Origin of the sequence: Niveispirillum sp. (assembly GCF_052437035.1) — a bacterium.
GTDB lineage: Bacteria > Pseudomonadota > Alphaproteobacteria > Azospirillales > Azospirillaceae > Niveispirillum.
This window is the reverse complement of sequence record NZ_JBQVOH010000001.1, coordinates 855,249-867,442: the sequence shown is the minus strand read 5'-3', so window position 1 is coordinate 867,442 and position 12,194 is coordinate 855,249. Positions and strand designations below refer to the sequence as shown.

Sequence of the window (12,194 nt, the reverse complement as noted above, 5' to 3'; positions counted from 1 at the left end):
CCTTACCGGCGATCGATGACGCCACCGCTGGCCGGGTCCAGGGTGATGGTGGGCAGGCGCGCGGCCATCCAGGCCTGGATACCGCCCGCCATATGCTCAGTATGCTGGATGCCCGCCTGCTGGCACCGGGCCACCGCCATGGCCGACCGCTTGCCCGATCCGCAATGAAACACAACTCGGACCGCGTCGGGTGCCGGCAGGGCCGTGGGGTCAAAGCTGGACAGGGGAAACAGTACCGCCCCATGGATACGGGCCGCCGCGAATTCCTGCGGCTCGCGCACATCGACCAGCAGAATCGACCGGTCGGCCACCATATCATGGACCGTGGCGGGGGAATGTTCCTTCAGCATCGGACGGCTCCATTCTGAATATTCATATATATGAAGGTATAATTTTGCCGTATCGCCGTCAACGGCGCGCCGCATGTGCCTGGGGCATGGCTGCGGCCTCAGTTATTTCGTATCTTCATATATTTGAATATATCATTATCAACAAGAGGAGACGGGATCATTCCCCGCCCCCATCATCCAAGGAGCCTTGTCATGAATGTCGATAAAGCCGTCCTGTCCTTCGCCGGTGCCATGGTGCTGATCAGCCTGTCCCTGGCCACCCTGGTAGATCCCGCCTGGTTGTGGCTGACCGCCTTTGTCGGGGCGAACATGCTGCAGGCCGGGATCACCGGCTTCTGCCCCGCCGCCATGATCCTGCGCAAGCTGGGCCTGCCGGCAGGTAACGCCTTCCGCTAGAGCGTGTTTCCGCCGACCGGAACACGCTCTAGCTTTTCGTTTTCCTCAGTCGCCGGCGCTGCATCCGCAGCTTGGCTTCACGCCGCACGTGCGGCGCGGCGGCAGTCGCCGCCGGAGCGGTTTCCGGTCAACCGTAAACCGCTCTAACGGGGACAGGCCTAGGCCTTGCGCCGGGCGGGCATGGTCATGGCGATAACGGCCAGCACCACGCAGACCAGCCCGATCAACGCCGTATGCGACAGGCTTTCCTCCAGGAACAGCATGCCCAGCCCCACCCCGATCGGCACCCGCAGATAGGCCTGTGACGTGGTACCGATCGACCCCAGCGTCTGCATCAGACGGAAATAGATTGTAAAGGCGATGGCCGTGGAAAAGACCGACAGACACAGCAGCGCCCCGATGGATGGCATCGACGGCGTCAGGGTCCAGGGCTGATCCACAAAAAGGCTGACCGGCAGCAGCAGCACCGCGCCGCAAAGCATCGATCCCGCCGCCGGCTGCATGGGATGCAGGCCCTTGAAGTTCTTCCCATAGATGGCGGCACCGGCATAGGAGACGGTGGCCGCTACGATGGCGATCTGTGCCAGAAGCTGGTCACCCAGCCCGTCCAGCGCCTCCACCCCGATGATCAGGCAGATGCCGATCAGGCCCGCCGTCACCCCAAACAGCTTTCGCATCGTCACCGGCTCATGCCGGGTGATTAGGGCCGTCAGCAGGAAGGTAAAGATCGGCGTGGTGGAATTCAGGATGGCGGCCAGCCCGGCATCGACAGACTTCTCCCCCCAGGCGACGAGCGTGAAGGGGACGGCGGAATTCATCACCGCCTGAAACATGAATTGCCGCCAGACGGCCGGGTCGCGCGGCATGGAAATCCCCTGCCAGCGCATGACCAGCAGCAGGATGGACCCGGCGATCAGGGTGCGGACCGCAATCAGGGTGACGGGCGGTATCGTCTGCACCCCGATCTTGATGAAGGTGTAGGAGGAACCCCACAGCGTCGCCAGCAGCAACAGCAGCAGCAATTCCCTGATCATCAACGGCCTGTCGCCCATCACCTGATCCACGCGCCCGATAGTCCTGGCTTTGTGAATAGCAGAGCATGCGGCCCCATGCTTCGGTCATGGCCGCAGCAATCATGCCGGGGCCGGCATGCGCGGGACCCGGTCACTCCGGCTTGTGACAGACAAACTCCACCAGCCGCCCATCGGGATCGCGCAGAAAACCGGCATAATAGCTGGCATGGACATGCGGCATCAGGGCCGGCGCCCGGTCCAGATGCAAGCCCGCCGCCTGCCCCACCGCATAGATGCGGTCCACGGTGGTCCGGTCAGGGCTGGTGAAGGCGTAATGCACGTCACGGGCGGCGACATCCCCAGCGGACAGGAAGAAATCCAGGGTCTTGCCATCCCCAAACCCCTTCACCGCCCCATCCACCTCCAGCCGGTATCCAAGCGGGGCCAGCAGCGTGGCGTAGAAATGCTGGCTGGCCGGCAGGTCGGCGGTTTTCAGTTCGATATGATCGATCATCTTTCCCTCACATTTTCCAAATTCATGGGTTCAGGCAGCATCGACATTGCCGCCACAAAGCGGGATCAGGATGCGGCGACCGCCCCAGGCTGCGGGATCGGCCAGAAGGGCCGCCAGACCCGCCGCCCCCGCCGGTTCCACCACCAGATCCAGATGCTGATGCAGCAATTCCATGGCGCGCAGAATGGCGGCGTCGGGCACCATGATGGTGCCGTCCAGGACACGGCGCAGGCTGTCCACGGCATAGGGAATAGGCACACGTACGGCGATACCGTCCGCGATGCTGTCCGCCCCCTCCCGGCCGTTTATCGGCAGCCCGCGCACGGCATGGGCCATGACGGGCGCACCTGCCGCCACAATGGCTAGCATGCGGGCATCGGGGGCAGCATGTTTCACCCACGTGCCCATGCCCGACGCCAGGGCACCATTGCCCAGCGGGGCCAGCACCATGTCGATGTGCGGCAAGGCCTCAATCGCTTCCAGGGCGATGGTGCCCGCCCCTTCGGCGACCAGCACTTCATCCCCGTCCACGACCAGGCGATGCCCCTCTTGCGCGGCGAACCGCGTCGCCGCCTCCTTCGCCGCGTCAAAATCGGCACCGTGCAGCCGCACGTCGGCGCCCAGGTCGCGCATGGCCTGCACCTTGCGGCGCACGGCGTTTTCCGCCGCGAACACTGTCAAGCGGCGGTAATGGGCACGGGCGGCAAAGGCCAGCCCTTGCCCGAAATTGCCGGCGGACCCACAGACCAGGGGCCGGTCATCGGCACCCAGCCCCGCCACAAAGGCACAGGCCCCGCGTCCCTTGAAGCTGCGGATCGGGTTGGCGGTTTCGTCCTTGAACCAGAGTTCGGCACCGAACAGCCGGTTGAGGGCGGCGGATTGTCTGACCGGCGACCGGCGGAACACCGGATCGATCCGATCAAGGGCGGCTTTAATGCCGTCGGGGGTCGGGTATCGCATAGCCGGGATTTTAGGGGCGCCTTGATGCCGATTTCGGGCAATCTATCCCCTGACGACGCTTTCTTTCGGCATTTGTGGCTGTCATCCTGCACAGATCATGCGCATGCCCGACCTCGACAGTTTTGACCGCAAATTGCTGGCCCTGGTGCAGAAGGATGCCGACCAGACGGCGGACATCCTGGCCGAACAGGTCGGCCTGTCACCGTCCGCTGTCTCACGACGGCTGAAACGGCTAAAGGCCGATGGTGTCATCACCGCCACCGTCGCCCTGGTCGATCCGGCCCGGGTGGGCAAACCCACCTTCTTCATCGCAGGCCTGGAGATTGAACGCGAACGGCCCGAAATGCTGGCCGCCCTTCGCCGCTGGCTGTCGGCGGAGGATCAGGTGCAGGAAGTGTTCTATGTCACGGGCGGGACCGATTTCATCCTGGTCATTGCCGCCCCAGATGTGGAGGCCTATGACGCGCTGATGGGCCGGCTGATGGCGGACAATCCCACCGTCCGTCGCTTCACCACGAATGTGGCGCTGGGTATTTCTAAACGCGGGCTGGCTGTGCCCATTCCCGACGCTGACTGATCAGACCTTGATATCAACGCGGACCGGTGCCGGTGCCGCCACCGCTTCCACCGACGGGCCGGGCGGGCCAAAGGCCTCGTTCAGGGTGCGGTCACCTTCCGCCATGTCCTGTTCGGCGCGTTCCATCTCCGCCTTTGTGCCGGCGGAACCATCCTTGCGGGCCAGATTCTTCATCTGCTGATGGATGGCGCGCAGCTGGTCCATAAGGCCACGCGTATCGCTTTCAAACTGCGCATCAGCGGACCGGGCCGCACCATCGCGAAGGATGGCGTCGCGCTGCGCCTGCACCGTGTCATTGGCGGGCGTGCCGGCGGCGGCCTCACCCTCCCCACCTTGGCTGGCGGTCTGGCTGGCCTGCTGGGCCACGGCCTGTGCCTCTGCGCTGGCGGCGGCATCACCGCCCGCCGCCGGGGTGGCAGCAGTGCCCTGCGCGGCGCTGGTATCGGGTTTGGCGGCCGCCGCATCCCCACCACCGGCATAATCCTTGGCGGCCTGCCCCAGTTCCTTGGCAACCGACGCCGCCTCCTTGGCGATACGGGCGGCGGCCTTCTTGTCGCCACTGGCGGCGGCCAACTGGGCCTGAAGCTTCAGCATTTTCAGCTTCTGCTTCGCTTCATCCTTCTTGCGGGCGGCGGCCTCCTTGGCATCCTCCCCGCCGCTGGACAGCTTGGTGGCCAGCGCGTCAGCATCCTTGCGCTGCGCCTCCAGCCGGGCGCGCGTATCGGGATCAATCAGGTCCTGAATGCCGCTGGGCCGGGCCGCGGACGCAGATTTGCCATTGGCCGCGTCCTTTTTCAGGCCCTGCCAGATTTCCTGCGTCTTGCTTTGAAACTGCCGTGCCGAAACGGCGAAAACGCCGCTGGCCGTGCCCAGGACCGACACCATGACATTCCCTATGTCTGCTGTCGGGTCGATGGCGCCCCTCCGCCGGCCCGAATGGATCAAATTTTATCCATTCCACCCTCTCTCTGCAACCCATATTCGGCAGGCACCGAAGCATGGGGACCGTTCCACGCCTATGATAGGGTGAACAACAGATGGCGGGAGGCAGCATGGTCAGCACAGCGGATTTCGCGGAGATTGCGGCATTGGCCGGTGATCCCGCCCGGGCCTGCATGTTGCAGGCACTGATGGATGGCCGCGCGCTGACCGCCGCCGAACTGGCCCGCGCCGCCGGCATCACGGCGCAGACGGCAAGCGGTCACCTGTCGCGCATGGTAGCGGCAGGCCTGCTGCGGGTGGAACCACAGGGTCGCCACCGCTATCACCGGCTGGCCAGTCCCGCCGTGGCGCGGATGATGGAAAGCATCATGCAGGTCGCCGCAGACCGCGTGCCGACACCGCGCCCCATCCGCACCGGCCCGCGCGACCGGGCACTGGCCCAGGCCCGCACCTGCTACGACCATCTGGCCGGGCGGCTGGGTGTGGCGCTGGCCGATGCCATGGTGGCGGGTGGCCATGTCGAACTGGCCGACGATGCCGGCCTGATTACGGCGCACGGCCGGGATTTCCTGTCCGGCCTTGGCCTTGTGCTGCCCGCCAGCGGCACCACCCGTGCCTTCTGCCGGCCCTGTCTGGATTGGAGCGAGCGGCGGCCCCATCTGGCCGGCACCCTGGGCCGTGCGCTGTGCAACCACGCCTTTGATCAGGGTTGGGTCCGCCGCGTCGACGGCACCCGCGCTGTCAGCGTCACGCCCAAGGGCACGATGGAGTTGAAACAGCAATTTGGCGTCGATCTGGCCGCGTTCTGATCATCAGGCCAGCGGCACCCAGCAGCAGAACGCCGCCGCCAGGAACACCGGCCAGGCCAGATGCCGCCCCCGCCCGATCACCAGGATCAGCAATCCCGTGATCAGACAGGTCAGGCCGGTGCCGGCCAGCAGGGCCAGGCGCGGTTCCACCGCAAATGGTGCCGCCAGCATCGCAACCGAAATCCCCATTCCCCACCAGGCCAAGCTGGTCAGATGCCAGGCAAAGCGCAGCACATTGCGCGCAAATCGGCTGTGAACCAGCATCCCGGAACGCCCCTGCGGCGAGAGCAGCGGCCCGATCAGCTTCACCTCCCCCAGCCAGGAATGGACAAGCCCCAGCCCAACCAGAAACACCCCCGCCAGCAGCATCGCCATGTCAGGCCCCGTCATCGCACCCTCCCCCTGAAATTCTCCATACGGTACCGTATGGATGCGCCACACCCTTGTGATTGTCAATACGCCACAGTATGGAAAGGGGATGAGCAACCGGCTGGCCCGCGAAGACTGGATCCATGAAGGCCTGCGCCTGCTGCGCGAGGCGGGGGTGGATTCTGTGCGTGTGGAACCGCTGGCCAAGCGGCTGGGCGTGACCAAGGGCAGTTTCTATTGGCATTTTGCCGACCGCCCGGCCCTGCTGTCGGCGCTTTGCGATGCCTGGCGGGAACGCTCCACCGTGGGTGTGGCGGCACGGGTGGAGGCAGAGGGGGGCACACCGCGTGACCGGCTGGAACGGCTGTTCCGGCTGACCGCGTCGGCGGATGGGCGTCTGGAACGGGCCATGCGCGCCTGGGCGGCCCATGATCCAGCGGCGCAGGCCGTGGTCGCCGGCGTCGATGAACGCCGTATCGCCTATCTGGTGGCCCGCTTTACGGAAATCGGTTGCGATGCCGACACGGCGCTGGCCCGCGCCCGTTTCGGCTATCTGGCCCTGATCGGGCAGTTCACCCGGCAGGAGGCGGACAGCAACGGCAACTGGCTGTCCGACAGCCTGGATCGCATGCTGCCTTTGCTGCTGACCTGACCATCACGCCGGCCCCTGATCGGGCTCGGCCTTCTTTTCATCACCATCCAGGAACAGCAGGAAAACCACGAGTCCCGCCGCCACGGCCAGGAACGCCGCCGGTGCACGCGCCAGCAGCGGCAGCAGCACTGACGCCCCCAGGCGCAGGGCGTTGGCCAGCATGTCCTGTTCCCGCTCCTTCTCCCGCCGCTGCTGTTCCACGCGGCGCCAGTGGGCCATCAGGCCCAGAAGGATGGGAATGGGCAGCAGGACAGCACCAGCCACCACCAGCAAGGCGGGGCCGGGGCCGATCAGGGTGCCAAGCCAGACGATTGCCCCGGCCACGGCCAGCGCGAAACCGATGATGCCCAGCAGGGCCATGACGGCATAGAGAATACCGTCACGCCCGACCTGCCGGGCGGTATCACCAATCTCCCGCGACAAAAGCGGCATAAGCAGCGGCATGAACCGTTCCAGCATAACAGCGCGCTGCTTAACGGCGGCAGAGCAGGGCCAGCGCAAAGCCGGCGGCCACGGCGATGCCCAATGACTGCACCGGACGGTCGCGGACACGCGCCTCCATCTTGCCTTCCAGGCCCTTCAGTTCTTCCCGCAGGTTATGAATGGCGGTGACGGAAGCATCCTTGACGTTGGATGCCATTTCCCCCACCCGCGCCTTGTAGCCGTCGGCTTTGTCGGACCCGGCCGCCGCCACGGTGGAGGCCAGTGCCGCCAGATCGTCACGAAGCTGCTTGAGTTGCGTCTCAATATCCGTGGTCACGTTATCGGCAGTATCCTTCACGGAAGCCATATGATCCTCCTTCTCAATCAGATTGTTACACCCCTTGCCAACACCGCAGCGCGGCAAAGGTTCCAACCTGCTGTAGAAAAAGGATCAGCCACAGGCGCCCTGTTCGACGGGTTGCCGCTGCCGGTCATCCAGAACGGCCAGCACCCAGACGGCAAACCCGCCCAGCGCCAGCGCCGAACCCACCCACCCGGTGGAGGCCCAGCCATAACCGCCGGCGATAGCCAGTCCACCCAGCCAAGGGCCCAGCGCATTGGCGAAGTTGAAGGCGCTGTGGTTCAGGGCGGCGGCCAGCGTCTGGGCATCGCGCGCCACATCCATGAGGCGGGTCTGCAAACCCGTGCCCAGACCACCGCCGCAGCCGATCATGAAGATCGTAACCATCACCGACCACAGATCATGGACGGCGAAGGTGAACAGGGCCAGCGAACCCGCGCTCCACAGCAGAATGCCGCCCACCGACGGCATCAGGGCGCGGTCGGCGGCCCAGGCACCAGCCAGATTGCCCACCGTCAAACCAACACCGAAGACGGCCAGGGCCAAGGGCACCATGGCCGGCGCCACCCCCGTCACCTCCATCATGGTGGAGGCAAGGTAGGTATAGACGCAGAACATGCCGCCGAACCCGATGGCCCCGATGCCCAGCGTCAGCCAGACCTGACGCTGGCCCAGCGCGCTCAGTTCCCGCAAGGGGCTGGCCCCCGGCAGGGGCCGGTCCTTCGGCGCGTACAGGGTCAAAAGCGTGACCGTGGTAACGCCCAGCGCGCCAACCAGAGCAAAGCCCCAGCGCCAGCCCACCATCTGTCCGATCCCATTGGCCAGCGGCACGCCGATGATGGTGGCGATGGTCAGGCCCAGCATGACACGCGCCACCGCCTGCGCCCGCCGGTTGACGGGCACAAGCCCTGAGGCGACCAGGGCCGCGACCCCGAAATAGGCCCCATGGGGCAGACCCGATAGAAACCGGAAAGCCAGCATCGCCTCATAGGTCGGGGCCAGGGCCGATGCGGTATTGGCCAGCGCGAACACCACCATCAAGGCAATCAGCAGGGTCCGCCGCGACAGCTTCGCCGCCAGTACGGCAATCACCGGCGCCCCCACCACCACGCCCAGCGCATAGGCGCTGATGACATGGCCCGCCGTCGGCTCATCAATCCCCAGATCGGGGGCGAAGAAGGGCAGAAGGCTCATCACCGCGAATTCGGTGGTGCCAATGGCAAACCCACCCATGGCGAGTGCGAACAGCACAAGACCGGGACGGACAGGGGCGGCGGACATGGGTCTCTCTTCCGGGCTGCGGATCGGCGCATTGCGCCGCACAATCGGCCCTTATGTGATCATCCAAGGGCATAGGTGACAACGTTGCCCCATGCGACCGCAGCGCAGCATAAATTGCATGGCTGACGGAATTATTGGCTTGCGTCGCCATATCGCCGGGCATAATCGCGCGGCGGGCAGCCCAGCACCCGTTTGAAGGCCGTGCTGAAGGCGCTTTCCGACTGGTACCCGACCGACAGGGCGATGGCGGACACGCTTTCCCGCCCCGACAGCAAACGGTCACCAGCCAGCAGCATGCGCCAGCGCGTGACATATTCCAGGGGGGCATCGCCCACCATCTGCTTGAACCGCTCTGCGAAGCTGGATCGCGACATGCCGACATGCCGCGCCAGTTCCTGCAGGGTCCAGGGATGGGCCGGTTCGGCATGGATAGCGGCGATGGCCGCGCCGATTTGCCGGTCGGACAGGGCGAACAGCCATCCCGCCCGACCGCCATGCGGGCCATTGTCCAGATGCAGGCGCAGGGCCTGAACCAGCATCATATGCGCCAGATGCCGCAGCACCAGAAAGGCCCCCGGCCGATCCTCCCGCAGTTCCAGCATCATCCGTTCCATGGCCCAGCGCAGGCCCGACCGGTCACCGGCATCGCGCAAATGCACCAGCGGTGGCAGCAGCGACAGCAGCAGCCCCGCATGCCTCCCATCAAGCGCGAAACGGCTGCTGACGCAGAGGAAATCATCGCCCGCCCCCATCTGCGCCACCCCGCCCCGGCGCGCGGCGGCAAACAATTCCTGCGCCGGCAGTGGCGTCACATCGGGTCCGCTGGCCATGCGGAAGGGCCTGCCTGCCGGCAGCAGGAAACAATCGCCGGGTTCCAGGGGCAACGGCCGCGCCTCCCCCTCCACCCACAGCAGGCAGCGTCCCCGCACCACGGCCCCTGTCTTGATATTGTCCTGCTGATCCGGGAACTGCACCGCCCAGTCGCCACCCGCCGCGAAGCCGGCGGACAAAAGGTTGCGGGGTTTCAGCAGGGACAGGATGTCGGACAGCGGGTCCATGGCATTTCCGGACGATCAAGAAGAAATCACGGATTTCATAGCATGGATCGTCCGCACCAGCAGCGCCATCATAGGGCAATGGCCGTTCGGATACGGCCCTTTCTGATAGGAATGTTCCATGCATATCTTCGTCACCGGTGCCACCGGCTTCATCGGCAACGCCATTGTCACCGAACTGATCAGCGCCGGGCACCGGGTCACCGGACTGGTGCGCAGCGATGCGGCGGTCGAAAAACTTGCCCATCTGGGGGCCAGCGCCCATCGGGGTGATCTGAACGACCTGGACAGCCTGCGCAAGGGGGCGGAGGGGGCTGATGCCGTCATCCACACCGCCTTCAACCATGATTTCTCCACCTACCACGACAATTGCGAGATGGACCGGCGGGTCATCGCTGCCCTGGGTACAGCCTTGTCGGGCAGCGACCGCCCCCTGCTGGTCACATCGGGCATCGGCATCCTGGCAGCCGGACGATTGCTGACGGAAGATATGGCCCCCGCCACGGGTTCGCACGCTCATCCCCGCGCTGCATCGGAACAGGCGGCGGTGGCTTTGCTGGATAAGGGCGTAAATGCCGGCATCATCCGCCTGCCACCCAGCGTGCACGGTGCCGGCGACCATGGGTTCGTGCCCATGCTGATCAATCTCGCCCGGCAGAAGGGCGTGGCTGCCCATGTCGGGGACGGCGGCAATCGCTGGCCCGCGGTGCATCGGCTGGATGCCGCACGGCTGTACCGGCTGGCGGTGGAAAAGGCGCGGGCCGGGGCTCGCTGGCACGGGGTGGCGGATGGCGGCGTGCCGTTCCGCGATATCACCGCCATCATCGCCCGCCGTCTGAACCTGCCGCAGGTATCAACCGACGGGGCTGCTGCTGCCGCGCATTTCGGCTGGATCGGGGGCTTTACCGCCATGGATGTGCCGGCCAGTGCCGATTATACGCGCGCCGAACTGGGCTGGAACCCGGTGGAAGCCGGCCTGCTGACGGATATGGACAGCGACGCCTACTTCCCGCCGGCTTGAGCCTGCTTGTCCCACGCTGCCACCTTGGCCCGTGTGTCCGACATCATGTTGTCCAGGGCGCCTCGGTCCTGCACCTGCCCGCGCAGCACGACGGCATGGATGGCACGGGTGGCGGCGATATCTTCCATTGGGTTGCCGTTCAGCAGGACAAGGTCCGCCACCTTGCCCACCGTGACCGACCCGTACCGGTCCAGCTTGCCGAACCAGGCGGGACCGGCCCGCGTGACACTGGCCAGTGCCTGCGCCGGGGTCAGGCCATAGCGGACATAGAGCGACAGCTCATCATGCAGGCCGATGCCGGGATAGTTGAAGGAATTCAGGAACCCGGCATCGGTGCCGCCGATGATGGTGACGCCGGCCTTCTGCAGCAGCGGCAGAACGGCTGCCGTCACCTCAAACTGTTCATGGCGGGCCTGCACCTGTTCCGGCGTGGCCTTGGCCGCCCGCTGCACCCGCCATTCATAGGTCTTGCGCAGGCCGGGGCCGATATAGGCCAGATACTCATCCTTGGCGTGATCCTCCCGGTCCAGATAGGCGATGATGCGCGACCCGTTCAGGGTGGGCGTCACGAACACACCCTTTTCCGCCAGATGCCGGAACCCTTGCACGGCAAAGGCCGGATCATAGCCCTGATCAAGACGGCGTGACGCCTCTGCCCGGTCGATGCGGCCGGCGGCATAATCGGCGGCGATGGCGGCTTCGTCCTTCACCCCCGCATTCAGCGCGTAATCCAGATGCTCGACGGAACTCAGCCCCGCGTCCACCGCCTGCCCCAGGGTCAGGGCCATGGGGATATGGCCCGACGTGTTGAGGCCGGCGGCCCGCGCCTGCTTCACAGCATAAAGGAACAGTTCGGGCTTCAACGTGCTGTCGGTGATCTTGACAAAATCGACCTTCAGGTCCTTCAGCTTGGCGATGGCCTGATCGACCTCCGCCTCGCTGCCGGTTTCCAGCGTCCCTTTCCAGACGGGCTTGATCCCCTCGATCTTCGGGCCTGATGACAACAAGGTCGGGCCGAACAGCTTGCCGTCGGCAATCTGTTGTCGCCAGGACAGCACGTCATAGGGAAGATCGCCCGAACAGTCGCGCACCGTCGTGATGCCATGGGCGACATAGAGCGGCAGCAGCGCCTGGTTCTCCGCGATCAGGTCCGGCCCGCCGCCGAAATGAACATGCATGTCCCACAGGCCGGGGATCAGATAGCGGTTGCCGGCATCCAGGCTGCGCGCCGCATTCCATTCGCCGGCAATCTCCGCATCCGGCCCCACAGCCAGGATCCTGTCGCCCGCCGTCACCACCGCCTGATCGGGGATCAGCCGTTCCTTTTCCACATCCACGATGGTGGCGTGGCGAATCACCAGATCGGCCTTACCCTTTCCCGTGGCCGGCACAGACGGGGCCAGGACCAAAATGGTCAGAAGGGCGGCGAACAGCTTTTTCATGGGATGGCAACTCCGGCACTCAGGTGCCT

General features: G+C 65.4%; 16 protein-coding genes. 5 read left to right on the top strand and 11 right to left on the bottom strand.

From position 1 onward, the window contains the following. Positions 1-2 precede the first annotated feature (2 nt). Entirely contained in the window at positions 3-350 is a 348-nt protein-coding gene (locus ACT6Q8_RS04140) for a rhodanese-like domain-containing protein (protein ID WP_444734074.1), read from the bottom strand. A 192-nt stretch (positions 351-542) separates the two neighbouring features. Here ACT6Q8_RS04140 and ACT6Q8_RS04135 point away from each other — a divergent pair, with 192 nt between their 5' ends. Next, entirely contained in the window at positions 543-746 is a 204-nt protein-coding gene (locus ACT6Q8_RS04135) for a YgaP family membrane protein (RefSeq protein ID WP_444734073.1), read from the top strand. A 158-nt stretch (positions 747-904) separates the two neighbouring features. Here the strand turns inward: ACT6Q8_RS04135 and ACT6Q8_RS04130 are convergent, their stop codons facing one another. The 3 genes from ACT6Q8_RS04130 to ACT6Q8_RS04120 all read right to left on the bottom strand — a co-directional run bounded on the left by ACT6Q8_RS04130 (position 905) and on the right by ACT6Q8_RS04120 (position 3,179). Then, positions 905-1,798 (bottom strand): DMT family transporter, encoded by an 894-nt coding sequence (locus tag ACT6Q8_RS04130; protein WP_444734072.1) that lies wholly within the window; start codon positions 1,796-1,798, stop codon positions 905-907. Positions 1,799-1,910: 112 nt separating this feature from the next. Then, positions 1,911-2,273, bottom strand: coding sequence for a VOC family protein (locus ACT6Q8_RS04125; RefSeq protein ID WP_054167332.1), 363 nt, complete (start codon positions 2,271-2,273; stop codon positions 1,911-1,913). 30 nt (positions 2,274-2,303) lie between these two features. Then, positions 2,304-3,179 (bottom strand): threonine ammonia-lyase, encoded by an 876-nt coding sequence (locus ACT6Q8_RS04120; protein ID WP_444739344.1) that lies wholly within the window; start codon positions 3,177-3,179, stop codon positions 2,304-2,306. 151 nt (positions 3,180-3,330) lie between these two features. Here ACT6Q8_RS04120 and ACT6Q8_RS04115 point away from each other — a divergent pair, with 151 nt between their 5' ends. Then, positions 3,331-3,810 carry an Lrp/AsnC family transcriptional regulator gene (locus ACT6Q8_RS04115; RefSeq protein WP_444739343.1) on the top strand — a complete coding sequence of 160 codons (480 nt, stop codon included), beginning with the start codon at positions 3,331-3,333 and terminating at the stop codon, positions 3,808-3,810. Here the strand turns inward: ACT6Q8_RS04115 and ACT6Q8_RS04110 are convergent, their stop codons facing one another. Next, positions 3,811-4,695, bottom strand: coding sequence for a hypothetical protein (locus ACT6Q8_RS04110; protein ID WP_444734069.1), 885 nt, complete (start codon positions 4,693-4,695; stop codon positions 3,811-3,813). Between the two features lie 167 nt (positions 4,696-4,862). Here ACT6Q8_RS04110 and ACT6Q8_RS04105 point away from each other — a divergent pair, with 167 nt between their 5' ends. Further along, the gene (locus ACT6Q8_RS04105; protein ID WP_054167329.1) at positions 4,863-5,561 is read left to right on the top strand and encodes an ArsR/SmtB family transcription factor; all 699 of its coding nucleotides are present in this window, start codon (positions 4,863-4,865) and stop codon (positions 5,559-5,561) included. Positions 5,562-5,564: 3 nt separating this feature from the next. On the opposite strand, the gene ACT6Q8_RS04100 is transcribed toward ACT6Q8_RS04105, so the two are convergent. After that, positions 5,565-5,951, bottom strand: coding sequence for a hypothetical protein (locus tag ACT6Q8_RS04100; RefSeq protein WP_444734068.1), 387 nt, complete (start codon positions 5,949-5,951; stop codon positions 5,565-5,567). A gap of 88 nt (positions 5,952-6,039) precedes the next feature. On the opposite strand from ACT6Q8_RS04100, the gene ACT6Q8_RS04095 reads away from it, so the two are divergent. Continuing rightward, entirely contained in the window at positions 6,040-6,582 is a 543-nt protein-coding gene (locus tag ACT6Q8_RS04095) for a TetR/AcrR family transcriptional regulator (protein ID WP_444734067.1), read from the top strand. Between the two features lie 3 nt (positions 6,583-6,585). Here ACT6Q8_RS04095 and ACT6Q8_RS04090 read toward each other — a convergent pair whose 3' ends face one another. The 4 genes from ACT6Q8_RS04090 to ACT6Q8_RS04075 form a co-directional block, all read right to left on the bottom strand. Then, positions 6,586-7,026, bottom strand: coding sequence for a hypothetical protein (locus ACT6Q8_RS04090; protein WP_444734066.1), 441 nt, complete (start codon positions 7,024-7,026; stop codon positions 6,586-6,588). A 28-nt stretch (positions 7,027-7,054) separates the two neighbouring features. Then, on the bottom strand, positions 7,055-7,372 hold the full coding sequence (locus ACT6Q8_RS04085) for a DUF883 family protein (protein ID WP_444734065.1): 318 nt from the start codon (positions 7,370-7,372) through the stop codon (positions 7,055-7,057). A gap of 84 nt (positions 7,373-7,456) precedes the next feature. Beyond that, positions 7,457-8,647: an MFS transporter gene (locus tag ACT6Q8_RS04080; protein ID WP_444734064.1), complete on the bottom strand. Its 1,191-nt coding sequence runs from the start codon at positions 8,645-8,647 to the stop codon at positions 7,457-7,459. 131 nt (positions 8,648-8,778) lie between these two features. Continuing rightward, on the bottom strand, positions 8,779-9,705 hold the full coding sequence (locus ACT6Q8_RS04075; RefSeq protein ID WP_444734063.1) for an AraC family transcriptional regulator: 927 nt from the start codon (positions 9,703-9,705) through the stop codon (positions 8,779-8,781). Positions 9,706-9,823: 118 nt separating this feature from the next. On the opposite strand from ACT6Q8_RS04075, the gene ACT6Q8_RS04070 reads away from it, so the two are divergent. Next, entirely contained in the window at positions 9,824-10,723 is a 900-nt protein-coding gene (locus ACT6Q8_RS04070; protein ID WP_444734062.1) for an SDR family oxidoreductase, read from the top strand. Here the strand turns inward: ACT6Q8_RS04070 and ACT6Q8_RS04065 are convergent. Then, complete coding sequence (locus tag ACT6Q8_RS04065) at positions 10,705-12,165, bottom strand: amidohydrolase family protein (RefSeq protein WP_444734061.1); 1,461 nt, start codon at positions 12,163-12,165, stop codon at positions 10,705-10,707. The two genes, ACT6Q8_RS04070 and ACT6Q8_RS04065, sit on opposite strands and share 19 nt — an antisense overlap. Positions 12,166-12,194 lie beyond the last annotated feature (29 nt).